The sequence below is a fragment of the Streptomyces sp. SM18 genome (assembly GCF_002910775.2).
In the GTDB taxonomy this organism is placed as follows: Bacteria; Actinomycetota; Actinomycetes; order Streptomycetales; family Streptomycetaceae; genus Streptomyces; species Streptomyces halstedii.
Window position 1 is genome coordinate 4,211,893 of record NZ_CP029342.1, and the last position, 22,809, is coordinate 4,234,701.

Below are 22,809 nucleotides of genomic sequence, written 5' to 3' on the forward strand. Positions count from 1 at the left end.
CCTGTCAATACCGGGCGGGCCCCGCGCCTGTCCGGTATCCGACGGGGGCGGCACGGTTGTCAGCGGCATGGGTCAGAATTGGTGAAGGGCCATCGCACGACGATTTTCATGTCACAGCATCGAGGGGCACTTATGTCCGGACTGATCGACACAACGGAGATGTACCTCCGCACCATCCTCGAGCTCGAAGAGGAAGGCGTGGTCCCGATGCGCGCCCGGATCGCCGAACGGCTGGACCAGAGCGGTCCGACGGTCAGCCAGACGGTGGCGCGCATGGAGCGGGACGGGCTGGTCCGGATCGCCGGGGACCGGCATCTGGAGCTGACCGAGGAGGGGCGCCGCCTTGCGACACGGGTGATGCGCAAGCACCGGCTCGCCGAGTGCCTGCTCGTCGACGTGATCGGCCTGGAGTGGGAGCAGGTCCACGCCGAGGCGTGCCGCTGGGAGCACGTGATGAGCGAGGCCGTGGAGCGCCGGGTGCTGGAGCTGCTGCGCCACCCGACGGAGTCTCCGTACGGCAACCCGATCCCGGGTCTGGAGGAGTTGGGCGAGCAGACCGAGGCCGATCCGTTCCTGGACGCCAGTATGGTCAGCCTGGCCGATCTCGACCCGGGCGCGGAGGGCAAGTCCGTGGTGGTGCGGCGGATCGGTGAGCCGATCCAGACCGACGCCCAGCTGATGTACACGCTGCGGCGGGCGGGCGTGCGGCCCGGCGCGGTGGTCAGCGTGACGGAGTCGTCGGGCGGTGTGCTGGTCGGTTCCAGTGGTGAGGTGGCGGAGCTGGAGGCCGGTGTGGCCTCCCACGTCTTCGTCGCCCGGCGCTGAGCGCGCGGCCGCCCCGCGCCGACCGGTGCGGGCGGCCGCGAACGACGACCGGTCCGCGTGAGGCCGAGGTGGTTCCTCACCTCGGTCCGTTTCCGCGGTCGGCCGTCCGGCCCCATGGGCCGGGGCGCCCGTACCCTTTGCCATCTGCGCGTCCGCCTCCGGGACCCTCCCGGAGGCCGGGCGCGTGCAGGTGCGGATGCACGTGCAGAAGTGCGCGGGTACAGCCCGCTTTCTGTTTTCCGCCCGGAATCGCAGCGCGCGGGCGAAACGCGTGCCAGGCTGTGGCCAGGCATATGACCTGAGGGTGCCGGCAAGGCCCGCCGGGCGGTCGGGGAGGGAGCGGGAAATGCGCCCGATGTACTGGCATGTGCACCGCACGGTGCCCGCCGCGCTCCCGGGCGCGACCCGAGGCGTGCCCCGCCCGCGCCACCTCTCCCCGGACGGTGCGCTCCCCGCTGTACGGAGCGGCGCACGGCACACCCGCGGGACCGGTCCGCACGCCCGGGGGGCCCGTCCGCACGCCCACGGGACCGGTCCGCGCCGCGCCTTACGAGCCGGCACACGTCCCCCCTTCCGGAACGACGGAGGGCCCCGGCGCCCGAGGGTGCCGGGGCCCGTCCTCCCCTGCGCTGACCTGGAGCCCCGAGCTCTCAAGGTCAGTGACCGCGGATCCCTGTCCCCGAGTGATCCGCTGCCCGGAGAAGATCTCCCCCCGGCACCGGCCGCCAATCCTGGAGCGGTGTCACTCGATGGTGGGGTGTTGCGCGCCGGAACCCGGTTTTCGAATAAAGGTTCGATAGCCTGGCGGCGGCGACCATGCGGTGAGCGAGAACCAGAAGGGGGTGCCAGGACCTATGGTGCGGCGCGTTGATGTGGCCGGTTCCGACGGGCTACGCCTGTCGGCCTGGGAATTCGCGGATCCGCCCAAGCAGGAGGCGGAGGGCGAGCGGGCCCCCGGTGTCCTGCTGCTCCACGGTCTGATGGGACGGGCCGCCCACTGGACGTCCACCGCCCGCTGGCTCTCCGAACGCCACCGGCCCGTCGGCCTCGACCAGCGGGGGCACGGCCGCAGCGAAAAGCCGGCCGGGGGCCCCTTCACCCGTGACGCGTACGTCTGTGACGTCGAGGCCGCGATCGAACAGCTCGGCCTCGCGCCCGTCACCCTCGTCGGACACGCGATGGGCGCCCTCACCGCCTGGCAGCTGGCCGCGAAACGCCCCGACCTCGTGGCGGGCCTCGTCATCTGCGACATGCGCGCCTCCGCGCCCGGCGCCGCCTCCCAGCGGGAGTGGGAGGACTGGTTCGAGGCCTGGCCCCTGCCCTTCGCCACCCTCGCCGACGTACGGAAGTGGTTCGGTGAGGACGACCCCTGGGTGGAGCGGCCGAACCCGGCCCGAGGCGAGTTCTTCGCCGAGGTGATGGCCGAGAGTCCGGACGGCTGGCGCCCGGTCTTCTCCCGGCGGCAGATGCTGGAGTCCCGGGCCACCTGGGTCTACGACGCCCACTGGGAGGAGCTGGCGCAGGTGCGCTGCCCCACCCTGGTGCTGCGCGGGATCGACGGCCAGCTGGGCAGGGCCGAGGCCCAGGAGATGGTCCGGGTCCTGCCGCGCGGGGAGTACGCGGAGGTCGCCGACGCCGGACACCTGGTCCACTACGACCGGCCGGAAGGCTGGCGCGCGGCGGTGGAACCCTTCCTCGACCGGCTCGCGGAGGAGCGCCGCGAGGACGACCGGGAGGTGACCGGCCCCCCGGCCACCCCCTGACCGGGCCCCCGGCCGGCCGCCGACCGCCCCGACCCTCACCGTCTCCTGACCGCCGCCCCGGCCTGTCCCCTCAGCCCTTGCTCACCGCGGCCAGGATCTCCGGCAACCGCTGCGCGGTGCGCGGCGCGGCCAGCCGTATGCCCAGCCACCCGACGAACGTCCCGTACACCGCGCCCACCGGCAGCAGCGCCCACAACCAGCCCTGGTGACCGGCCAGATGCAGCCAGACCGTCAGGGCGATCACGGGCGCGCTCAGCAGCGCGGACGTCAGCATCCCGCCGAGGATGGAGATCCAGGCGAGACCGGCCTGCCCCGGCACCACGTTCTTGAACGCGCCGTCCTGCGGGATCGAGTACGGGAACAGCGCCGACGCCAGCGCACCCGTCGCCAGCATCGCGCCCAGCAGCGCGAACGACAGCCCCACCACCCCCGGCAGGGCAGCCCAGTCACCGAGCACGGCCGCCGTCACCACGGCCACCAGGACCGTGTACGGCAAGGTGATCAGCAGCAGGGCCAGGGCACGCGCCCGCAGCTCCGCATAGGCGTCCCGGGCCGAGGAGAGCGTCGTCGCCACCATCCAGAACGCGGAGGTGTCCTGCCCGAACTGGTTGTACATCTGCATGCCGAGCATCCCGGCCGCGAAGCACGCGAAGTAGACCGAACCGACGCCCTGCACCGCGTTGAGCACCGGCACGATCAGCCCGATGGCCAGCGCCGTCACCCAGGCCGCCTTGGTCTTCGGGTCCCGGACGACGTACCGCAGGCTCCGCTCCATCACCGTGCCCGTACGGCCCTCGGGCAGCAGCCCGAAGAGCCCGGAGCGCTCCGTCCCGGCCCGGCGGCGGGTGGGTTCCGCCGCCGCGATCGTCGAGCCGTCCGGGGACGACATCAGCTTCTCCAGGCTCCGGTGCCACAGCCACAGCAGGGCGCCCAGGGCGAGGACCGAGACCGCCAGCTGGCCGGCGGCCGCACCGTACGACCCGTCGGAGGCCGACCCCACCGCGCCGATCGCCGAGGCCGCGGGCAGCCAGCGCACCACGGCGGCGGCCGGTTCCAGCGAGGACAGCCCGCCCGCCTGACCCAGGCGCTGGGCGCCGAAGTTGACGAACTGGATGCCCACCGCGATCACCAGCCCGCTGAGCACCGCCAGGTCACGGCCCTTGCGCGAGGTCAGCAGCCGGACGTTGGCCGTGGCCACCCACCGTGACAGCGCCACACAGACCAGCAGCGACAGCGGGGCCGCGACCACTCCGGCGACCACCGCCACCGCCCCGTGCGCCACGGCGACCACCGACCCGACGGCCAGCGCCAGGGTGAAGAGCGGCCCCATCCCGACCAGCGAGGACACCAGCAGCGCGCCGATCAGCGGACGCGCCCTGAGCGGCAGCATCACCAGCCGGCTGGGGTCCAGGGTCTCGTCGCCGCTCGGGAAGAACAGCGGCAGCACCGCCCAGCCGAGCGCCACCACCCCCACCAGCAGCACCGCCAGGGTCTCGGCCTGCGCGTGCCCGCGCAGCAGCACCAGACCCGCCACCTGCCCGGCCGCCAGCAGCAGGGTGACGACGAGGGAGCTGACGTACGCCGCCTTGCGCCCCGACGACCGGCGCAGCCCGTTGCGCAGCAGTGAGAGCTTGAGCCGTACGAACACGGGGACGAGGGAGGAGGCCCCGGCCACCGGGACGGCGGGCCCCGCGGGGGTGAGTACGGTCATCGGGTGCCGCCCAGCCAGTCCAGGGAGCCGCTGGTCTCCCGGCCGCCCGCCCCGACCAGTTCCAGGAAGGCGCTCTGGAGCGAGGGCGCCTCGCCGCGCACCTCGGCGAGCGTGCCCTGCGCCCGGATACGGCCCGCCGCCATGACGGCCACCCAGTCACAGAGCGACTCCACCAGCTCCATCACATGGCTGGAGAAGACCACCGTCGCGCCGGAGCGGGTGTAGCGCACCAGCACCTCGCGGATGGTCTGCGCCGACACGGGGTCCACCCCCTCGAACGGCTCGTCGAGGAAGAGCACTTCGGGGTTGTGCAGCAGCGCCGCCGCGAGCCCGATCTTCTTCCGCATCCCGGTCGAGTAGTCCACGACCAGCTTGTGCTGGGCCCCCGCGAGATCGAGTACGTCCAGCAGCTGAGTGGCCCGCTTGTCCACCTCCGCGCCCGGCAGCCCCCGCAACCGCCCGGTGTACGCCAGCAGCTCGCGTCCCGACAGCCGCTCGAAGAGCCGCAGCCCCTCCGGAAGCACCCCGATACGGGACTTCACCTCGACCGGATCCCGCCACACGTCGTGACCGCCGACCTCGATGCGCCCCATGTCCGGCCTGAGCAGCCCGGTCACCATGGACAGCGTGGTCGTCTTGCCCGCGCCGTTGGGTCCCACCAGGCCGATGAACTTGCCCGCGGGCAGCTCCAGGTCGATCCCGGCGACCGCGATCTGGTCACCGAACCGCTTCCACAGCCCCTCGACCCGCACGGCCGGCACCGCCGTGGCCGTCCCGTCCGTGCTTTCCGTGTGCTCCATGTGTTCCGGCATGGCACTGCCTTTCGAAGTCCCCGTCATGGGGACCAGCCTACGAAAGGCGTGTGCGGGCGTCGGCGGCCTCCCTGGCGCAGGCGTAGGCGAGCGGGCTGATCAGCTCCTCGGCGTCCGGCAGCCAGCGGTTGGCCTGGTTCGGCCGGCGCGCCCACTGCACGGCGCCGCGCCCGCCGACCCGGGTCGGCGGGCCCACCACGTAATGGCCCTCGCCCCGGCCCACCAGGTCGAGCGCCCCGGCGTCCCAGCCGAGCCGGCTCACCAGGGCGGGCGCCTTGGCGGCGGCGCCGGGCAGCACGAGGAACAGCATCCTGCGGTCCGGGGTGCGGGTGACCGGGCCGAGGGCCAGTCCCATCCGCTCCATCCGCGCCAGGGCCAGGAAGCCGGCCGACTCCGGGACGTCGAGCGCGTCGAAGGCCCGTCCGGCCGGGAGCAGCACCGAGGACCCCGGCTGCCTCGACCACATCCGGCGGGCGGCCGCCGCGCTGCCGGTGGCCTGGCCCGCCCAGTCGGACCGGGTGGGATGGGCCCCGGGGGCGGCACAGCCCGCCTCCCCGCACGAACAGCGCTCGGCGCCCTCCACCGCGTCCAGCCAGGTGCCGGGCACCACGTCCCAGTGCCGTTCCTCCGCGTACCACGCCGCGGCCTGGAGCAGTTGCTCACCTCGCTGCTCGGGGACCCGTACCACCCGCGCGGCTTCCATCACTCCGATGCGCTCTTCCACGAACAGCACAACTGACGGCACCATCCGGAGTTACGGGCGCACGGCCGCCGGTGACGGCGCACCGGACCCTCACACAGGGCGCACGGGTGCATCGACGGGGGCGCGCGTGAGGCGGTGCCCCCAAGTGCGGGTAGCCACATGCACGACTGCGCACCGAACTCGAGGTTGTACCCAATGAAGATGAATATGCGCATTTCTTGCGCCAACGCCGGGCAGTGATCCCTTCCTTGATCACTGCGCTCCCAGGGGGAAACATGGCAGCCAGGCCTCTCGTCGCACGCCAGCCGAACGAACGGCTCCAGACGCTGATCCAGGAGGCGGGGTGCTCCAACGCGGGCCTCGCCCGACGCGTCAACATGGTCGGGACCGAACGGGGGCTCGACCTCCGTTACGACAAGACCTCCGTGGCACGGTGGCTGCGCGGACAGCAACCACGGGGCAGGGCCCCGGGCATCATCGCCGAGGCACTCGGCCGCAAGCTCGGACGTACGGTCACGATCGACGAGATCGGCATGGCCAACGGCAAGAGCCTGGCCTCGGGCGTGGGGCTCCAGTTCGCCCCCACGGTCCTCGGCGCGATCGAGCAGGTCTGCGAGTTGTGGCGCAGCGACGTGGGCCGCCGCGATCTGCTGTCGGGTTCGGCGGTGGCCGCCTCCGCGCTGGTCGAGCCCAGCCGCGACTGGCTGATCTCGGGCGCCGACCCGCAGGTGGCGCGGACGGCCGGGGGCCGGGTCGGACCGGCGGACGTGGCGGCCGTGCGCGCGATGACCGCCGCGCTCGTCGACCTCGACCACCGCTTCGGCAGCGGCCATGTCCGGCCCGTCCTGGTGCACTACCTCAACAGCGTGGTGTCCGGGCTGCTTTCGGGGGCGTACCGCGAATCGACCGGCCGCGAGCTGTTCGGCGCGGCCGCCCGGCTCACCGAACTCGCCGGGTACATGGCGGTGGACACCGGCCAGCCCGGCCTGGCCCAGCGGTACTACATCCAGGCGCTGCGCCTGGCCCAGGCGGCGGGCGACCGGGCGTACGGCGGCTATGTGCTGGCCGCGTCGATGAGCCACCTCGCCGCGCAACTGGGCAATCCCCGGGAGATCGCGCAGCTGGCGCGGGCGGCGCAGGAGGGGGCGCGGGGCAGGGTGACCCCGCGGGCCGAGGCGATGTTCCACGCGGCGGAGGCCCGGGGGCACGCGCTGATGGGGGACGCCCGGACCTGCCAGGCCGTGGCGGGCCGGGCCGTGGACGCGCTGGAGCGGGCCGAGCCGGACACCGGCGACGACCCGTCCTGGATCGCCCACTTCGACGAGGGCTACCTCGCGGACGAACTGGCCCACTGCCACCGCGACCTGGGGCAGGGCGAACCGGCCGCGCGCCGGGCGAAGGAGGCCCTGGCGGCGCTGCCCGAGTCCCGGATCCGGCGCCGGGGCATCGGCCTGGTCCTGCTGGCCACGGCACAGGTCCAGCAGAACGAGGTGGAGCAGGCCTGCCACACGGGGCTGCGGGCGGTGGAACTGCTGGGGACGGTGCGTTCCAGCCGGGGCGCGGAGTACCTCGACGACCTCCAGCAGCGCCTCGCGCCCTACGGTGACCAGCCCGCGGTCCGGGAGTTCGACGCCCGCCTCGAACTGCAGGCCGCCTGAACGGCCGCGCGCGTCCCCGTGATCAGCGTCGTGAGGGCCCCGCGTGTTACCCCCGGTGTGAAGGGCCGGTGAGCGCACCTGGGCGCTTGGCGCGGGGCGCCGTTCACCCGGTAGCGTGAGCCGACGATTCCGTAGGTTGACACGTAGGAGTCCCGGTGACGCAGAGCGGACAGGGCGACGAGCAGCAACCCCCTGCTGGACGGCCCGCGCACGAAGGGCTCGTGCTGCCCGCAGACGGTAGCGCTCCCTGGCCGGCAGGGGGGCAGGCGGCCGTCCCGCCCGCCGAACCCGCCGCTCCCGCGGGCGGTCAGCCGTGGGGCCAGTCCTGGGGCCCGCAGTCCGCGCCCCAGGACGGCCTTCCGCCGGGACAGCTGCCGCCGGAGCAGCCCCAGCAGGGCGGGTACGCCCCGCAGCACGGGGGCTACCAGGCCCCGCAGGACCCGTACGGGCAGCCGGTGTACGGGTCCCCGCAGGACCCGTACCAGCAGCATCAGCCCCAGCACCACCAGCCCCAGCACCACCAGCCCCAGCCGTACGCCCAGCCGTTGCCCCCGGAGGCCGTGCCCGGCGGCGGGGACGCGGACGCCACGCAGTACATCCCGCCGGTGCCGGGCTCTCCCGGCCCGGTCGGTCAGCCGCCCGCCCCGGCGGGGGACGCCGACGCGACCCAGTACATCCCGCCGGTGCCCGGCGGCGCCCCGTACGGCATCCGGCCGGGGACGCCGGACGAGCGGCAGCCGCCCGCCGAGTTCGACAACCTGTTCCGCGCCGCCGAACCGGCGCCCGGCACCCAGCAGATGCCCCACATCGCTCCCGGGCAGCAGCACCAGCGGCCGGGACCGGCGCAGCCGTTCCCCGGGGCGCACGGGCAGCAGGGTCCGCCGCAGCCCGCCGAGCCGTACCACTCGGGCCTCCAGGGCATCCGGTCCGAACCGGACCCCGAGCCGGAGCGGCACACCCACGGCGAACAGCGCAGACGCTCGCCGCACATCCCCCTGATCGCGGCGGTCGTCATCGGGTGCGCGGTGGTCGGACTCGGCGCCGGTGCCCTGATGAGCGGCGGCGGTGACACCAAGGACGACAAGCAGCCGGTCGCCGCGCAGAGTTCGTCCGCGGGCGAGCCCGAGGCCCCGGCCGCCGACCCGGTGAAGGCGCAGGCGGAGGCGCTCGACAAGCTCCTCGCCGACAGCAACAACAGCCGCGCGGCGGTGATCGGCGCCGTGGAGAAGATCAAGGGCTGCCACGATCTGGACCAGGCGGCCGCCGACCTCAAGGACGCCGCCGGACAGCGCCGCGACCTGGTGACCCGCCTCGAAGGGATCAGCGTCGACCAGCTGCCCTCCCACGAGGAGCTGACCTCCTCGCTGACGGACGCCTGGCAGGCCTCCGCCGAGGCGGACGACCACTACGCGGCGTGGGCCGGCCAGGCGAAGAACGGCAAGAAGGTCTGCAAGGGCGGCACGGCCCGGTCGACCGACGAGACGGGCAAGGCCAACCACTCCAGCGGACAGGCCACCCAGGCCAAGCAGAAGGCCTCCGGGCTCTGGAACTCCATCGCGCGGGAGTACGGACTGACCGAGCGCGACCCCACGCAGCTCTGAGGCACGACGCGCGCCCCGGCCGCGCGCCCTGCGGCCCCGGCGCCCGGCCGCGCGGCCCGGACCGGCCGCGCGGCCCGGACCGGCCGCACGGCCCGGACCGGCCGCACGGCCCGGACCGGCCGCACGCCCGGCCGCGCGCCCTGGGATCAGCCGCGCAGGCGGGCGTCCACCAGGGTCTCCGAGACGTCCACGAAGCCCTTCCGGTCGGTGACCAGACGTCCGTCCCGCACCACCTGGAACGTCACCCGCCCGTTGGAGATCCGGGAGTACGCGGCCGAGCCCACCATGTCCGCGAACCGCCAGCGCAGCACCGGGGTGAGCCCCCCGGTGTCCACCCGGGCGCCCCGGTTGAGGGCGACGCCGACGCCTCCGGCGGTGATCTCCGGCCGGTCCATCGCCTCGACGACCGTCCTGAGCACCGTGTAGGCGATCCAGGTGGTCTGCACCCCGGTGTCCTCCGGGTCGATCCGGTTGTCCCCGAAGGCGTACGAGCGGATCACCCGGCGCATCTCGTCCCAGCGGGCGTCGTTCGGCTCCGGGTACCAGCCGGTGACGTACGCCCCCTCGAACGGGCTGTTCCGGCCGCCCGTGCGGTCGATGAGCGGCTGCCCGACGCTGCCGAGCACCGACGAGATCCGCACGGCGGTGTCCTCGGGGCCGAGCCGCCGCAGGGAGTCGAAGAAGGTCTCCGTGCCCTGGCCGAGCACCGCCGTCACACAGCCGCCGTCCGCCTCCCGGAGCGCCTCGGCCGCCTGCGCGTCGTACGAGGTGGCGCCCTCCGGGGCCGGTATGTCATGGGCGGCGGGGCGGCCCGCGCCGGTGAGGCTCACGTCCACCAGGGCGGGCATGGTGTCGCCGACCAGGGTGTCCGGCCGTACCAGGGAGACCCGTTCGCAGGCGCCCGCCAACTGCCTGCCGTTGCCCGCGACGAGCGCCGACTGGCCGCCGTTGACCGGGTAGGAGAGATAGCTGGTGAACTCCTCGGGCGACGCCCCGTACCCGCCGATGTAGGGGATGCCGGCCGCCTCCAGCGGGGCCAGGAAGGAGCGCCCGTGGCGGCTGTACGAGCCGACGACCGCCGCCACGTCCTCGTCCACCGCCCGCCGGGCGCACTTCGACGCGCCGAGCGCGGTGTCGCCCTCGTTGCAGGTCAGCACCCGCAGTTCGTGCCCGCCGATGCCGCCCTGGTCGTTGACCCAGGCCGCGTAGGTCCGCGCCATGGCCGGCATGCCCGCCATGTTCACGGTCTCGGGCTCCGTGGTGTCGGGGGCCCAGGTCATCACGGTGACGGGGTCCCTGGAGCCCCCCGACGTCCCGGGGAGCACGCCGCAGCCGGAGACGAGCAGCGCCCCGGCCACCGCCGTACGCACGAGGAGCCCGCGGGGGCCGGGGGAGGAGGAGCGTCGCCGTACGGTCATGGTCACGGACTGTTCCGCCCGACGGGTAACGCCGCGCCGCGTCAGGGGTGACCCCGGGTGGCGGCCCGGTGAATTACGGGGGGCGGTGCGGGCGCCGGCGGACGGAACGTACGATCGACAACCGTGCAGCAAGGTTCGGAGAACACTTCCCGTCGCGGCCGTCGCTCCTCCACCATGGGCGGTATGCCGCTCAACGACATGCCGTGGTGGCGCTGGCGCAGCAATGTGCGCTCGGCGCTGCACATGCTCTCCGACCCCGTCTTCCACCAGGAGTGCTGGCTCGCCGGCCTGGAAGGGTACGGCGACGTGACCGACGCCGTGTACCGCCTGGTCGAGGACACCTGGCTGGACAACTGGTCCGCCGAGAAGTACGTCGGGACGATCTTCCGGGACTCCGCCGAGGCCGCCCTGGTGGACGTCGCGGCCCTGCGGGTGCTGCGCATCATGCACCAGATAGGCGCGGACGCCCCGGTCTCCGCCTACCTGGAGCACCCCGGCTGGCCGGAGGCCGTCGTGGCCGCCCGCGAGGCCCATGTGATGCTCGCCACCAACGACGCGGAGGACCCGGACAGCCCGCCGCACTCGCTGGACGTGCTCCGCATCATGACCGGATCGGCCTGATGGGCGGAGGGTGTGGCACCCTACGGGGATGACCGCGCCGCAGCCTGCCGACTCCGTTACCGCCGCTTCGGACACCGCCGCCGAGCAGTACGTCCTCACGCTCTCGTGCCCCGACAAACAGGGCATCGTGCACGCCGTGTCGAGCTATCTCTTCATGACGGGCTGCAACATCGAGGACAGCCAGCAGTTCGGCGACCACGACACCGGTCTCTTCTTCATGCGCGTCCACTTCACGGCGGACGCCCATGTGGACGTGGCGAAGCTGCGGGCCAGCTTCGCCGCCATCGGTGAGTCGTTCCGGATGGAGTGGCAGATCCACCGCGCCTCGGAGCGGATGCGGGTGGTGCTGATGGTCAGCAAGTTCGGTCACTGCCTCAACGACCTGCTGTTCCGCTCGGGTACGGGCGCGCTGCCCGTGGAGATCGTGGCCGTCGTCTCCAACCACACGGACTTCGCCGAACTGGCCGCCTCGTACGGTGTGCCCTTCCGGCACATCCCGGTGACCCGGGACACCAAGCCGGAGGCGGAGGCCCAACTGCTGGAGCTGGTGCGGGGCGAGAACGTCGAACTGGTCGTCCTGGCCCGTTACATGCAGGTGCTCTCCGACGACCTCTGCAAGCAGTTGAGCGGGCGGATCATCAACATCCACCACTCCTTCCTGCCGAGCTTCAAGGGCGCGAAGCCGTACCACCAGGCGCACGCGCGCGGGGTGAAACTGATCGGCGCGACGGCCCACTACGTGACCGCCGACCTCGACGAGGGCCCGATCATCGAGCAGGAGGTCGCGCGGGTGGGGCACGGCGTCACCCCGGACCAGTTGGTGGCCGTCGGGCGGGACGTCGAGTGCCGCGCGCTCGCCCACGCCGTCACCTGGCACGCCGAGCGGCGCATCCTGCTCAACGGCCGCCGTACGGTGATCTTCCCCTGAGACGCCGGGCCCGACGCCTGACATCGGGGCCCGGCGGTCGGCCGGGCTTCGACGCCTCCGGGCCCGGCCGGTCAGAGGCGGCTGAGGGACGCCGCCGCGGACAGCACGTCGTCGATCGCCTCCCGGTCGCCCTCCTGCCCGGCCGCCGCCTCCACCGGTGGTACGTGTCCGGCGACCAGCCGGCAGAACTCCACGCCGTCCAGGGCGACCCGTGCCACCGTGTGGTCCGGCGAGCCCACGGCCGCCGGTGAGTCCAGCGCGATGTACCAGTCACCGCCGCCCTTGCCCTCGACCTCCAGATGGAGCGAGCGCCCCGGCGAACCCGCCGCGACCAGCTCGCGGGCCGGTGCGGCCAGCCCCGCGCGGCGGCGCCCGGCCAGGGTGGCGGGCAGCAGCCGGGCCGCCAGGTCGATCAGACGGTGCAGATGCGGTGCCGAGGGCGGTTCGTAGGGGTAGTCCACCGCCTTCGCGATGTCGCCGCCGTGCACCCAGCACTCGAAGGCCCGCTCCAGCAGCGCGTCCCGCAAGGGGAGCGCGAAGCCGCCGTAGGGCACCGAGATCTCACCGACGCCCCGTCCGGCGAACGACACCGTCCGGACGAGCGTGTGGCCCTGGTCGCGCCAGGGTTCACGGACGGCACGGGTCGGTGGCTGATAAGCGGCCGCCCAGTACGTTTCGGTCCGCTCGGTCGGCGAGAGCGGCTTCACGCCGCTCCCCAGGGGATCGTCCAGACCGAGGGCGGCGGAGACGAGGCCGTCGACCGCCGTCAGATGGCGGATCACCCCGGCCACCGTCGTCCTGCGCTGGGACGACCGCTCGTCCTCGTACCACCGCAGCCGCACCGGCGCGTGCCACTCCGCGGCACCGAAGTCCCGCAGCAGGGCGTCGAGCCGGGCGGTCTCCGCGTCGTACGGGGCGGCCCAGGACGGTACCGGGATACGCGCCGGACGACGGCCGAGGCAGCCCTCCAGCACCCGGGAGCGGAGCATCGGATCCAGGTCCAGGCTGCGGCCGGAGTGCAGGAGGCCCACGGCGTCGCGCAGCCGCAGCGCCTCCTCGGCGCAGCGGGCGCACCCGGTGAGGTGCTCCTCCACCGCGGCGGTCTCCTCCGCCGAGCAGGCCGACAGCGCCCACGCGCCGAGCAGCGACTTGAGGACCTGGTGGCTCAGCACCGTGCCGCCCGGACCGTCCCCGTCGCCCCCGGCGGGCGTCCGGAGCGCGTGTTCCTCCACGGCGGCCCGGGGCCGCGGTATGCGCCCGGCGTCCAGATCCTCGTTCTCGCGGCCTGTGCCACCGGTCTCCCAGCTCATGGTGTCGGTCCGTGTCCGGGCGGCCCCGACCCGTCGGACGGGCCGGGGTTCGCGGTGGAGAGCAACTGGAGCCCGAGCCGCAGCCGGCGCCGGGCCTCGTCCCCGGTGACGCCCAGGTCGGCGGCGGCCTGGCGGTAGTCGCGGCGCTGGATGTACGCGAGCTCCAGGGCCGCCCGCAGCGAGGCGGGCATGGAGGCGACGATGTAGTCGGCGCGGGCCGCGGCCGTGGCCCTGCGCACCCGCTGCTCCAGCTCCTGGCGGTGCGCCCCGGCGTCGGGCCCGTCCGCCTCGCCGTGCGTCGCGCGGAGCCGCTCCACACAGCGGCGGTGGGTGAGCCGGGCCACCCAGGACCGCATCGGCCCCTGCGCGGGGTCGTAGGCGTCCGGGTTCTCCCAGATGTGGCCGAAGACCTCCCGGGTCACCAGGTCCGCGGCCTCCTCGTCGTCGAGCATGCGATGGGCCTGGCTGTGCACGAGCGGGGCGAAGCGGTCGTACAGCTCACCGAGGGCCGCCGCCTCGCCACGCGTCAGCCGCTGCTGCATGCGGCGGTCCCAGCGTGGTGGTGCGTCCTTCGCCATCCGGCCCCCAGCCCTGTGCCCCTCGTCACGTCGAATGTAGTAGGCAGCCTCTCGGGTCCACGTACCTTTGCACCAAGTGCGTCCCCCGAGAGGCGCCAGATGATAGGGAATACGTCACGTCTTGCCGCGTAGTCGCCGGACAAACGATCAGTAAGTGATCATTTGTGGATGGAGCATGAGCCGGGCCGATGAGCGCACCGGTGTTTCGCGGACGCCCGGCGCGGGCAGCCGCGAGGGGGAACGGAAACTTCCGGATCCTCCGGAACCACCCGGAACGAGAGGTCCAGTGGCGTGGCGCTGAAGGTGGACGAGAGCGAGCAGGGCGCGTGGACCGTGCTGCGGATCCGCGGCGAGCTCGACATCGCGTCCGCCACCGCGGTGCGCCAGTCCGTCCACGGGGCCGTGGCCGACGGCCGGCACGACCTGGTCCTGGACCTCGCGGGCGTCTTCTTCTGCGACTCCAGCGGCGTCAACGTCCTGATCGCCACCCGCCGCCTGATGAAGTCCTGCGGCGGACGGCTGCGGCTGATACTCCCGGCCCGGGGCGCGGAGGACGGCTCCCACGTCAACAAGGTGCTCGGCGCCCTCGGGGTGCGCCGGCTCTTCGAGGTCTACCCCGACGCCGGCGCCGCCACCGACGGGGTCTCACGGCCGCTCGGGGCGTGAGACGGCGGCCGGTGGCGGCGCCGGCGGACGGGGTGACACGTGAGGTGCCGGACGTCGTACGCTCCCGGCATGGACAGCGCAGAGTACGAGCGCAAGATCGCTCATCGTTTCGCAGCCTTCGACCAGGACGGCAACGGGTACATCGACCGCGCGGACTTCGACGCCGCGGCGGCCCGGCTGCTCGCGGAGTTCGGCACGAGGGCCCGCTGCGACAAGGGGCAGGCGCTCTACTCGGGTGCCGAGGCCTTCTGGCAGGGCATGGCGGGGATCGCGGACGTGGACGGCGACCAGCGCGTCAACCGCGCGGAGTTCGTGGGCGGCGCGGTGAAGCGGCTGCGGGACAACCCGGAGCGGTTCGCGGAGATCGCCCGGCCCTTCCTGCGGGCCGCGCTCGACGTGGCGGGCGGCGACGGCTCCGCGGGCTCGGCCCCGGTCGAGGCCGTCGAGCGGGCCCTGCGGGTGCTGGGCGCCGCGGACGACATCGCGGGCGTGGCGGCCCGGAGCCTGGACGGCGACCAGGACGGCCGTGTCGCGGAGGCGGACGCGGTCGCCGCGTTCTCGGCCTACTTCACGGTGGTGGCACCGGACATGTGAGAGGCGGCCGCCCCGGTCGCCCGGCGCAGGCCGGAGGGTGACGCAGCGCGACCGGTGCCGGTCCGAACTTTCGTCCGGGCCGGTCACCGGGCGGAGTCGGCCCGTCCGCTCGGGTACGCTCCGTGGGATGCGAGTGGTTGTGGAACCAGGGACTCCGGGTGTGGCCCGCGCGGCCGCCCCGGTCCGGGGCCCGCGATCCGCTCGCGGATCGAGGAGCTGTGCCGGAGCAGCCGGGGAACGGATCCCCCAGGCGTCGGCGCGCTTCTGTTCGACTCTCCGCAGCGCGCGTCGCACAGTATGCACCACGGGTACTCCTTCACGCTGGAATATGCCCGAAGCGCTTGTTGCGGTGACTGTACGTCAACCATGCTGTCTCGTAGGGGAGTCACGTTCCGTGATCCCGAGGAGACGCGAGGCGATGTGTCCGCCGGTTCGGATGGTGTGAGCGGTGCAGGTGCTTCAGGTTCAACTGGAGGTCGGGGCGGATCCCGCGGAGGTGGGACGGGCCCGCAGATGGGCGCGGTCGCGGCTGGCCGGGTCCGGGATGGACGACGACTCGCTCGCCGAGACGCTCGTCCTGCTCATCTCGGAGCTGGTCACCAACGCGGTGGTCCACACGGGCTGTCCGGCCGTGCTGCGGATGCTGTTCGGCTCGGCGGAGTCGGCCGGGACGGTCCGGGTCGAGGTGGCGGACACCAGTTGCCGCCCGCCCCGGCCGCGGCACGCGGAGGGTGAGGACACCGGTGGCCGGGGCCTGGAGCTGGTGGACGGCCTGGCCGACCGCTGGGGCTGGCAGCCCGAAGGCGCCGGGAAGCGGATCTGGTGCGAGATCGACCGGGGCGTCCCGGTGCAGCCGCCGGCCGCCCTGGGTGAGCGTTCGGGATCCCTGGGTGAGCAGCAGCCGGGTGCCCTCGGCGGCGCACGGCTCTGAGGGCCCGGCGCGCGGTTCCGGGGGCCCGGCGCACGGCTCCGAGGACGCGGGGACCGAGTCCGGGGGTTCAGGAAGGGCTCCGAGGGCTCAGGGACCGGGCCGGTCCCGTCGGGCTCAGCTCCCCGGTGCCATAGCCTTCGTCCGGAACGTCCGCCGGTAGGCCGTCGGGGACACGCCCAGCGCGGCCCGCACATGCTGGCGCAGGGAGGCCGCCGTACCGAACCCCGCGTCGCGTGCCACCTGGTCGATCGACAGGGCCGTGGACTCCAGCAGATGCCGCGCCCGCTCCACCCGCTGCCGCGTCAGCCACTGCCCCGGACTGACACCGGCCTCCTCGCGGAAGCGGCGGGTGAACGTCCGTACGCTCATGGACTCCTGGGCCGCCATCTCCCGCAGCGAGACCGGCCCATCCAGCCGCCCGAGCGCCCAGGCCCGCGCCGCCGCCGTCGAGGCGAGACCCGTCTCCGGCAGCGGCCGCCGGACGAACTGCGCCTGGCCGCCGTCGCGGTGGGGCGGTACGACGCTGCGCCGGGCCACGTCGTTGGCGACGGCGGTGCCGTGGTCGCGGCGCACGATGTGCAGGCAGAGGTCGATGCCGGCGGCCACTCCGGCCGAGGTCAGCACGTCCCCGTCGTCGATGAACAGCACGTCCGGATCGACGCGGACCTTGGGGAAGAGCCGCTGGAAGTGGTCCGCGGAGGCCCAGTGCGTGGTGGCGGGGCGCCCGTCGAGGTATCCGGCGGCGGCGAGGACGTAGGCGCCCGTGCAGATGGACACCAGCCGGGTCCCCGGCCTGATGTGGGCCAGGGCGGCGGCCAGTTCACCGGTGAGCCTGCCCTCCCGGTGGACCGGCCCCAGCGCGTACGAGGCGGGTACGACGACGGTGTCGGCGGTCGCCAGGGCCTCGGGGCCGTGCTCCACGACGATGTGGAAGTCGGCGTCGGTGGGGACAGGGCCCGGCGGCCGGACGGAACAGGTCACGACCTCGTACAGCTTCTCGCCCCGGCCGAGCGGATCGGGCTCCCGGGGCAGACCGAAGATCCGCTGGGGGATGCCCAGTTCGAAGGGGATCAGCCCGTCGAGGGCGAGGACCACCACACGGTGCGGCACACGGACTCCTGTTCTTCCACGGATTGGGCTCTTCCGGCCTCGGCCTGATAGACGTCACTGCCATGACGGAGAAGTCCCCCGGCCCCGCGTCCATTCCCGCCGCCGCCGTCCGCACGGCGGCCGCGGCCGCCGCCGTCCTGACCGTGGCCGCGGGGCTCGGCGTCCGCGCGGTGTCCGGCGGCGAGGTCGCGAAGTACGCGGGGGACGCCCTGTACACCGTACTGATTCACACCCTGGTGGTCCTCCTGGTGCCCCGGGTGCGGCCGCTCACCGCCGCCGGGACCGCGCTGGCGGTGAGCTGGGCGGTGGAGCTGGTCCAGCTGACGGACCTGCCCGCGGAGCTGTCCCGGCACAGCACGGCGGCCCGGCTGGTGCTCGGCTCGACGTTCAACGCCCCCGACCTGTTCTGGTACGCGGTGGGCGCGGCCCTGGCGTGGGCCGTCCACACCCGCCTCACCGCCCGGCGGGCCCCCGCCCTCCTCTGAGCCCGGTGGCCCGATCCTTGCGAAGAGTGGCATCCAGGCCACTCGTGGGGGACCGGCCGGACCCCGACGCTGGGGGACGTGAACCGGATCACCGACAGCGCGACGGCCCAGGCCGCCCCGCCCCGCCGCCCCTCCCGTACCGCGCGGCTCCGCGACCCCTCCCGTCCGCGGATCCACCGGGCGTGGATCGTCGCCGCCGTCACCTTCGTGACGATCATCGGCGGCGCGGCCTTCAACTCCCTGCCCGGCCTGCTCATCGACCCGCTCCACACGGAGTTCGGCTGGTCCCGTGGCGAGATCGGGCTGGCGGTCTCCATCGACATGGCCCTGTACGGGCTGACCGCGCCGTTCGCCGCGGCGCTGATGGACCGGTTCGGCATCCGCCGGGTGGTGGCCGTGGCGCTGAGCGCGGTCGCCGCCGGGGCGCTGGCCAGTGTCTGGATGACCGCCGCCTGGCAGCTGATGCTCTACTGGGGCCTGCTGGTGGGCCTGGGCACCGGGTCGATGGCGATGGCGTTCTCGGCGACCGTCACCCACCGCTGGTTCGTCGCCCGCCGGGGCCTGGTCACCGGCATCCTGACCGCGGCCGGGGCCTCCGGCCAGCTCGTCTTCCTGCCCCTGTGCGCCTGGATCGTCGACGGCCACGGCTGGCGCCCGGCCTCGGTGACGGTGGCCCTGGCCGCGCTCGTCGTCGTTCCGTTCGTCTGGCTGCTGATGCGGGACCACCCGGCGGACGTGGGACTGGCCCCCTACGGCGGCGCGTACGTGGAGAAGCCCGCCCCCGCGAAGGGCGCCGCCCGCCGCGCGGTGCGGGTGCTGACCGACGCGGCCCGTACCGGCCCCTTCTGGCTGCTGGCCGGCACGTTCGCGATCTGCGGGGCCTCCACCAACGGCCTGATCCGCACCCACTTCGTGCCCTCGGCGCACGACCACGGCATGCCCATCACCGCTGCGGCCTCGCTGCTGGCGGTCGTCGGGGTCTTCGACGTCATCGGCACGATCTTCAGCGGATGGCTCACGGACCGCTTCGACGCCCGCAGACTGCTGGCCCTGTACTACGCGCTGCGCGGCGTCTCGCTGCTCTTCCTGCCCATGCTGCTGGCCCCGGCCGTGCATCCGCCGATGGTCTTCTTCATCGTCTTCTACGGCCTGGACTGGGTCGCCACCGTCCCCCCGACGCTGGCCCTGTGCCGTGAGCAGTACGGCGAGGACAGCGCGATCGTCTTCGGCTGGGTGCTGGCCTCCCACCAGGTGGGCGCCGCCCTGGTCGCGTTCCTGGGCGGTGTGGCCCGTGACGCGTTCGGCTCGTACGACGTCGTCTGGTACGCGGCGGGAGCCATGTGCGCCACGGCGGCCCTGATGGCCCTGGTCATCCGCCGTCCCCGCGCGGTCGCGGCCTGACAGGGCCAGGCTCCGGCGGGCGAGGGGGACCTGTCCCGTCAGCCCTTCGCGGCCAGCTTCGCCGCCGTCCTGCGGGCGTCCCGGGCTATCTCGCGCAGCATCCCGCTGATCGGGTTGGTGAAGCCGGTGAAGTAGAGCCCGGGTGCCTGCTTGGGGGAGCGGGCACCGCGTACGACGGGGCGGCCCCGGTCGTCCAGGACACCGAGGTGGCCCACCAGCCCCTCCAGCGAGCGCGTGTACCCGGTCGCGGCGATCACCGTGTCCGGGGTCGCCCTGGTCCCGTCGGCGAGCACCACCGCGTCCCCGTCGAAGGACTCGACGGCCGCCACCGGGACCACCCGGCCGCTCTTCACCGCGGCGACCAGACCGACGTCCTGGACCGGGATCGCGCCCTGGCGCACCCGGGAGTAGAGGCCCTTGCGCGGCCGGGGCAGCCCGTGCGCGGACAGGTCAGGTACGGAGATCCGGCACATCAGCCGCCCGGCCGCGTCGACCAGCGGAACCGGCAGCCGGCGGACCAGGACGGCGGTGGCCTGCGCGGGCCAGCCCGCCGTGGAGCGGCGCACGATGTGCGGAGGCGTGCGCACGGCTATCCGCACCCGGGCGGCGCCGCCCTCGACCAGGTCCACGGCGATCTCGGCCCCGGTGTTGCCGATGCCGGCCACCAGCACGTCCTGGCCCGCGTACGGGCCGGGCTCCCGGTAGTCGGCGGCGTGCAGCAGCGTGCCGGTGAAGTCCTGGCGGCCGGGCCACTCGGGGATCAGCGGGGTGTGGTTGAAGCCGGTCGCCACGACCACCGCGCGGCCGGTCAGCACCCGCCCGCCGGTGGCGCTCAGCCGCCACCCCGTACCGTCGGCGGCCCGGTCTATCCGGGACACCTCGACACCGGTCACCACCTCCAGGTCGTGGTGCTCGGCGTACTTCTCCAGGTAGCGCACCATGTCCGCGCGGGAGACCCAGCGGCCGAACCGGCGCGGCATCGCCAGCCCCGGCAGGGACGACCACCGCCGTGTGGTGTGCAGGTGCAGCCGCTCGTAGTGGCGGCGCCAGGAGGCGCCCACGTCCCCGGCCTTCTCCAGCACCACCGCCCGGACGCCCCGCTCCCGCAGGGCCGCGGCGGTGGCGAGGCCGCCGGGGCCGCCGCCGACCACGTAGACCGGCCGGTGGTCGGTGCGGTCGGTGGAGGCGGACAGGGCGGCAGGGGCGGCAGAGCTGTCGGGCATGACCGGAGCGTAACCGGACAGGCCTACCGACATGCACATGATAGGTCTCACTCCAGGCCGGAATCGGTTGCGAAATGATCACGGCCCGTCGGCTCACAGCCCCGGCGCGCCCCACACCGGGAACCAGCGGGCCAGATCCTCCTCCACCCGGAGGTCGTCGCCCAGCAGGGCTCTCACCTGGAGTTCCAGTTGGTTGTCACGCCGCTCCCCGCCGTCCGCGGCCGGGGCGAACGGATAGAACGTGCCGCGCTTGTAGAGGTAGACCAGCGCCAGCCGCCGCCCGTCCGCGTGGCGGAACCCGATCAGCGAGCAGAGCAGATGCGGCCCGAATCCGCCGTCCTGGAGCAGTGTGTTCACCGCGTGCAGGTCGTTGACCAGACCCGCCGTGTCGTCGGCGGGCTGCCGGGCGAGCAGCCATGTGTAGCCGTAGGTGTCCCGGCTGAACTCCACCGGGACCCCGCCCCGGTCGGTGTCCGCGTCCAGCAGCTCCCGTACGTCCTGCTGGATACGGGCGAAGGTGCCGCCCTCCACCCCCGCGAAACACACCGACCCCAGCCCGGTCGGGGTGAAACCCGTACCGGCCTGGAGGGTCAGGGCCGCGGAGGGGACGGCGAAGAGCTGGTCGAGGTCGGGCCGGACCGGTTTGCTGCGGCCCAGGATGGTGTCGAGCAGGCCCACGGAGGCTCCTTACGGACGGGACAGGCCGGCGGAGATGCGGGCCAGCTGGTCGAGGCGCTGTTCGAGCGTCGGGTGCGAGGAGAGGAGCCGGCCGAGGCTCTCCTTCGAGGAGAAGGCCGGCACGAAGTAGAAGGCGTTGTACGGCTCCGCCTTGCGCAGGTCCTCCGTCGGGATCCTGGCCATCTGGCCGCTGACCTTGGTGAGCGCGGAGGCCAGCGAGGAGGGCCGGCCGGTGAGCAGGGCCGCGGTGCGGTCGGCCGACAGCTCACGGTAGCGGGAGAGCAGCCGGGTCAGCAGGAAGCTCAGGGCGTACACCACCGCGCTGATCAGCGGAATGAGCATGATGATCATGCCGGCCGGGTCGTTGCCCCGGCTGTTGCGCGCCAGGCCGCCCCACAGGGCGACGCGGGTGATGATCCCGGCGAGGACCCCGAGGAAGGAGGCGATGGTCATGACCGCGACGTCGCGGTGGGCGACGTGCGACATCTCGTGCGCGAGGACCCCCTCCAGCTCGTCGGGTTCCAGTCTGCGCAGCAGCCCGGTCGTGGCGCAGACCAGGGCCGTCTTCTCGCTGCGCCCGGTGGCGAACGCGTTCGGTACGTCGCTCTGGGCGATCGCGACCCTGGGTTTCGGCATGTCCGCCAGGGCGCAGATGCGGTCGACGGCCCCGTGCAGTTCGGGCGCCTCCTGCGGGGTGACCTCGCGCGCGCCCATGCCGAACGCGGCGATGCGGTCGCTGAACCAGAACTGGGCGATGAACAGACCGCCCACGATGATCAGGATGAACGGCCAGGCTCCGTGCAGAACGGCGAGGAGGATCCCCACCAGGACGACGTAGAGCAGACCGATGAAGAACATGGTGCCGACCATGCGGGTGGTCAGCCCCCGGTCAGGGGCGTAGCGGGAACGTACTCGTGCCATGGGTGCCTCCAAGAGCTCACCTGTCTCCCATAGTGCCCCTTTCTCCGTGCGAACCGGATAAATGTCCTACGGCGTCAGGGCCAGAGGAGCTCCCGGGTCCAGGGTCCGCCGGTCTCCCGGCGGTAGCGCAGGCGGACGTGGCGGCGTTCCGCGTCCCCCTGGAAGAACTCGGCCTCGTGCGGTTCGACCACGTAGCGCGTCCAGGTCTCCACCTCGGTGTCCGGCTCCGCCCGCGCGCGCTCCCAGGCGGCCTCGGAGGCCCGCAGGAGGTCGTCACGGGAGCGCAGCACCTCGCTCTGCGTCCCGGTGAGCGCCGCCGCCAGGGCCCCGGTGGACCGGGCGCGCAGATCCGCCCGGCTCTCGGCGCGGCCCACCGGGGTCACCGTCCCCCGTACCCGGACCTGGCGCCCCTGGACGGGCCAGTAGAAGGTGAGGGCCGCGTGCGGGCGGGCCGCGAGCTGGCGGCCCTTCTCGCTGGTGGTGTGCGTGCCGAAGTGCCATCCCCGCTCGTCGGCGTCGTGCAGGGTCAGGATCCGGGCGTCGGGCCGGCCCTCGGCGTCCACGGTGGACAGCGTCATGGCGTGCGGCTCGCTCTGGCCGGCGCCGGCCGCCTCGGCGAACCAGGTGCGGAAGAGGGCGAGGGGGTCCGCGGGGGCGGTGGAGGCCTCGAAGCGGGGGAGGGTGACGTCCCAGACGCGCTGGGCGTGGAGCAGGTCGCGGAAGGCCTTCTGTGTATCGCTCATGGACCCATTCCACCGCGCCGCCGACGCGTCCGCCCGGTGCGGGGGGCGGCCGGACGCGGGAACACCGACTGCCTGGCGCGGGAACACCGACGGCGGACCGCCTGAGGTGGTCCGCCGTCGGTGAGACAG

At 73.6% G+C, this 22,809-nt stretch carries 22 protein-coding genes; 11 read left to right on the forward strand and 11 right to left on the reverse strand.

Annotated elements, in window-relative coordinates:
* The first annotated feature begins 132 nt into the window (after window positions 1-132).
* The gene (locus B9S64_RS19115; protein ID WP_103493206.1) at window positions 133-825 is read left to right on the forward strand and encodes a metal-dependent transcriptional regulator; all 693 of its coding nucleotides are present in this window, start codon (window positions 133-135) and stop codon (window positions 823-825) included.
* Between the two features lie 854 nt (window positions 826-1,679).
* Window positions 1,680-2,588: an alpha/beta fold hydrolase gene (locus tag B9S64_RS19120; protein WP_103493205.1), complete on the forward strand. Its 909-nt coding sequence runs from the start codon at window positions 1,680-1,682 to the stop codon at window positions 2,586-2,588.
* A 70-nt stretch (window positions 2,589-2,658) separates the two neighbouring features.
* Here the strand turns inward: B9S64_RS19120 and B9S64_RS19125 are convergent, their stop codons facing one another.
* The 3 genes from B9S64_RS19125 to B9S64_RS19135 are packed head-to-tail and all read right to left on the reverse strand — an operon-like array spanning window position 2,659 to window position 5,844.
* A complete protein-coding gene (locus B9S64_RS19125; RefSeq protein WP_103493204.1) occupies window positions 2,659-4,299 on the reverse strand; it encodes a transporter in 1,641 nt (546 codons plus the stop codon).
* Window positions 4,296-5,111 carry an ABC transporter ATP-binding protein gene (locus tag B9S64_RS19130; protein WP_103493203.1) on the reverse strand — a complete coding sequence of 272 codons (816 nt, stop codon included), beginning with the start codon at window positions 5,109-5,111 and terminating at the stop codon, window positions 4,296-4,298. Before B9S64_RS19130 ends, B9S64_RS19125 begins: the two co-directional genes overlap by 4 nt.
* 37 nt (window positions 5,112-5,148) lie before the next feature.
* Window positions 5,149-5,844 (reverse strand): bifunctional DNA primase/polymerase, encoded by a 696-nt coding sequence (locus tag B9S64_RS19135; RefSeq protein ID WP_258038016.1) that lies wholly within the window; start codon window positions 5,842-5,844, stop codon window positions 5,149-5,151.
* A 245-nt stretch (window positions 5,845-6,089) separates the two neighbouring features.
* Here B9S64_RS19135 and B9S64_RS19140 point away from each other — a divergent pair, with 245 nt between their 5' ends.
* Window positions 6,090-7,472, forward strand: a complete 1,383-nt coding sequence (locus B9S64_RS19140; RefSeq protein ID WP_103493202.1) for a transcriptional regulator — start codon at window positions 6,090-6,092, stop codon at window positions 7,470-7,472.
* Between the two features lie 155 nt (window positions 7,473-7,627).
* Window positions 7,628-9,073 (forward strand): hypothetical protein, encoded by a 1,446-nt coding sequence (locus tag B9S64_RS19145; RefSeq protein WP_181012415.1) that lies wholly within the window; start codon window positions 7,628-7,630, stop codon window positions 9,071-9,073.
* A gap of 146 nt (window positions 9,074-9,219) precedes the next feature.
* On the opposite strand, the gene B9S64_RS19150 is transcribed toward B9S64_RS19145, so the two are convergent.
* Complete coding sequence (locus tag B9S64_RS19150) at window positions 9,220-10,491, reverse strand: ABC transporter substrate-binding protein (protein ID WP_103491674.1); 1,272 nt, start codon at window positions 10,489-10,491, stop codon at window positions 9,220-9,222.
* A gap of 174 nt (window positions 10,492-10,665) precedes the next feature.
* Here B9S64_RS19150 and B9S64_RS19155 point away from each other — a divergent pair, with 174 nt between their 5' ends.
* On the forward strand, window positions 10,666-11,112 hold the full coding sequence (locus tag B9S64_RS19155; RefSeq protein ID WP_028439369.1) for a hypothetical protein: 447 nt from the start codon (window positions 10,666-10,668) through the stop codon (window positions 11,110-11,112).
* Between the two features lie 28 nt (window positions 11,113-11,140).
* A complete protein-coding gene (gene purU, locus B9S64_RS19160) occupies window positions 11,141-12,040 on the forward strand; it encodes a formyltetrahydrofolate deformylase (RefSeq protein WP_103491672.1) in 900 nt (299 codons plus the stop codon).
* A 71-nt stretch (window positions 12,041-12,111) separates the two neighbouring features.
* Here purU and B9S64_RS19165 read toward each other — a convergent pair whose 3' ends face one another.
* Both B9S64_RS19165 and B9S64_RS19170 read right to left on the reverse strand, forming a co-directional pair.
* Window positions 12,112-13,350: a zf-HC2 domain-containing protein gene (locus B9S64_RS19165; RefSeq protein WP_103491671.1), complete on the reverse strand. Its 1,239-nt coding sequence runs from the start codon at window positions 13,348-13,350 to the stop codon at window positions 12,112-12,114.
* Window positions 13,347-13,928: an RNA polymerase sigma factor gene (locus B9S64_RS19170; protein ID WP_103491670.1), complete on the reverse strand. Its 582-nt coding sequence runs from the start codon at window positions 13,926-13,928 to the stop codon at window positions 13,347-13,349. The genes B9S64_RS19165 and B9S64_RS19170 overlap by 4 nt, the downstream gene beginning before the upstream one ends.
* Before the next feature lie 291 nt (window positions 13,929-14,219).
* On the opposite strand from B9S64_RS19170, the gene B9S64_RS19175 reads away from it, so the two are divergent.
* The 3 genes from B9S64_RS19175 (at window position 14,220) to B9S64_RS19185 (ending at window position 16,119) form a co-directional block, all read left to right on the forward strand.
* Window positions 14,220-14,594, forward strand: coding sequence for an STAS domain-containing protein (locus B9S64_RS19175; RefSeq protein WP_028439365.1), 375 nt, complete (start codon window positions 14,220-14,222; stop codon window positions 14,592-14,594).
* Between the two features lie 69 nt (window positions 14,595-14,663).
* Entirely contained in the window at window positions 14,664-15,188 is a 525-nt protein-coding gene (locus tag B9S64_RS19180; RefSeq protein ID WP_103491669.1) for an EF-hand domain-containing protein, read from the forward strand.
* A 448-nt stretch (window positions 15,189-15,636) separates the two neighbouring features.
* The gene (locus tag B9S64_RS19185; RefSeq protein ID WP_103491668.1) at window positions 15,637-16,119 is read left to right on the forward strand and encodes an ATP-binding protein; all 483 of its coding nucleotides are present in this window, start codon (window positions 15,637-15,639) and stop codon (window positions 16,117-16,119) included.
* A 114-nt stretch (window positions 16,120-16,233) separates the two neighbouring features.
* On the opposite strand, the gene B9S64_RS19190 is transcribed toward B9S64_RS19185, so the two are convergent.
* Complete coding sequence (locus tag B9S64_RS19190) at window positions 16,234-17,229, reverse strand: GlxA family transcriptional regulator (protein WP_103491667.1); 996 nt, start codon at window positions 17,227-17,229, stop codon at window positions 16,234-16,236.
* A 62-nt stretch (window positions 17,230-17,291) separates the two neighbouring features.
* On the opposite strand from B9S64_RS19190, the gene B9S64_RS19195 reads away from it, so the two are divergent.
* Together B9S64_RS19195 and B9S64_RS19200 are read left to right on the forward strand one after the other, a co-directional pair.
* Window positions 17,292-17,714 (forward strand): DUF2809 domain-containing protein, encoded by a 423-nt coding sequence (locus B9S64_RS19195; protein WP_103491666.1) that lies wholly within the window; start codon window positions 17,292-17,294, stop codon window positions 17,712-17,714.
* 78 nt (window positions 17,715-17,792) lie between these two features.
* Window positions 17,793-19,115, forward strand: coding sequence for an MFS transporter (locus B9S64_RS19200; protein ID WP_103491665.1), 1,323 nt, complete (start codon window positions 17,793-17,795; stop codon window positions 19,113-19,115).
* 38 nt (window positions 19,116-19,153) lie between these two features.
* On the opposite strand, the gene B9S64_RS19205 is transcribed toward B9S64_RS19200, so the two are convergent.
* The 4 genes from B9S64_RS19205 to B9S64_RS19220 all read right to left on the reverse strand — a co-directional run bounded on the left by B9S64_RS19205 (window position 19,154) and on the right by B9S64_RS19220 (window position 22,680).
* A complete protein-coding gene (locus tag B9S64_RS19205; RefSeq protein ID WP_103491673.1) occupies window positions 19,154-20,338 on the reverse strand; it encodes an NAD(P)/FAD-dependent oxidoreductase in 1,185 nt (394 codons plus the stop codon).
* Window positions 20,339-20,431: 93 nt separating this feature from the next.
* Entirely contained in the window at window positions 20,432-21,016 is a 585-nt protein-coding gene (locus B9S64_RS19210) for a hypothetical protein (RefSeq protein WP_103491664.1), read from the reverse strand.
* A gap of 9 nt (window positions 21,017-21,025) precedes the next feature.
* Entirely contained in the window at window positions 21,026-21,937 is a 912-nt protein-coding gene (gene htpX / locus B9S64_RS19215) for a zinc metalloprotease HtpX (protein WP_103491663.1), read from the reverse strand.
* A 74-nt stretch (window positions 21,938-22,011) separates the two neighbouring features.
* A complete protein-coding gene (locus B9S64_RS19220; RefSeq protein WP_103491662.1) occupies window positions 22,012-22,680 on the reverse strand; it encodes a pyridoxal 5'-phosphate synthase in 669 nt (222 codons plus the stop codon).
* Window positions 22,681-22,809: the final 129 nt, after the last annotated feature.

What these genes read in the sequence shown, in the direction of transcription:
- purU (WP_103491672.1), top strand. Translation starts at nt 11,141, where the DNA reads ATGACCGCGCCGCAGCCTGCCGACTCCGTTACCGCCGCTTCGGACACC.
- htpX (WP_103491663.1), bottom strand. Translation starts at nt 21,937, where the DNA reads ATGGCACGAGTACGTTCCCGCTACGCCCCTGACCGGGGGCTGACCACC.
- B9S64_RS19195 (WP_103491666.1), top strand. Translation starts at nt 17,292, where the DNA reads ATGACGGAGAAGTCCCCCGGCCCCGCGTCCATTCCCGCCGCCGCCGTC.
- B9S64_RS19220 (WP_103491662.1), bottom strand. Translation starts at nt 22,680, where the DNA reads ATGAGCGATACACAGAAGGCCTTCCGCGACCTGCTCCACGCCCAGCGC.
- B9S64_RS19120 (WP_103493205.1), top strand. Translation starts at nt 1,680, where the DNA reads ATGGTGCGGCGCGTTGATGTGGCCGGTTCCGACGGGCTACGCCTGTCG.
- B9S64_RS19130 (WP_103493203.1), bottom strand. Translation starts at nt 5,111, where the DNA reads ATGCCGGAACACATGGAGCACACGGAAAGCACGGACGGGACGGCCACG.
- B9S64_RS19115 (WP_103493206.1), top strand. Translation starts at nt 133, where the DNA reads ATGTCCGGACTGATCGACACAACGGAGATGTACCTCCGCACCATCCTC.
- B9S64_RS19170 (WP_103491670.1), bottom strand. Translation starts at nt 13,928, where the DNA reads ATGGCGAAGGACGCACCACCACGCTGGGACCGCCGCATGCAGCAGCGG.
- B9S64_RS19140 (WP_103493202.1), top strand. Translation starts at nt 6,090, where the DNA reads ATGGCAGCCAGGCCTCTCGTCGCACGCCAGCCGAACGAACGGCTCCAG.
- B9S64_RS19180 (WP_103491669.1), top strand. Translation starts at nt 14,664, where the DNA reads ATGGACAGCGCAGAGTACGAGCGCAAGATCGCTCATCGTTTCGCAGCC.
- B9S64_RS19125 (WP_103493204.1), bottom strand. Translation starts at nt 4,299, where the DNA reads ATGACCGTACTCACCCCCGCGGGGCCCGCCGTCCCGGTGGCCGGGGCC.
- B9S64_RS19205 (WP_103491673.1), bottom strand. Translation starts at nt 20,338, where the DNA reads ATGCCCGACAGCTCTGCCGCCCCTGCCGCCCTGTCCGCCTCCACCGAC.
- B9S64_RS19155 (WP_028439369.1), top strand. Translation starts at nt 10,666, where the DNA reads ATGGGCGGTATGCCGCTCAACGACATGCCGTGGTGGCGCTGGCGCAGC.
- B9S64_RS19150 (WP_103491674.1), bottom strand. Translation starts at nt 10,491, where the DNA reads ATGACCGTACGGCGACGCTCCTCCTCCCCCGGCCCCCGCGGGCTCCTC.
- B9S64_RS19165 (WP_103491671.1), bottom strand. Translation starts at nt 13,350, where the DNA reads ATGAGCTGGGAGACCGGTGGCACAGGCCGCGAGAACGAGGATCTGGAC.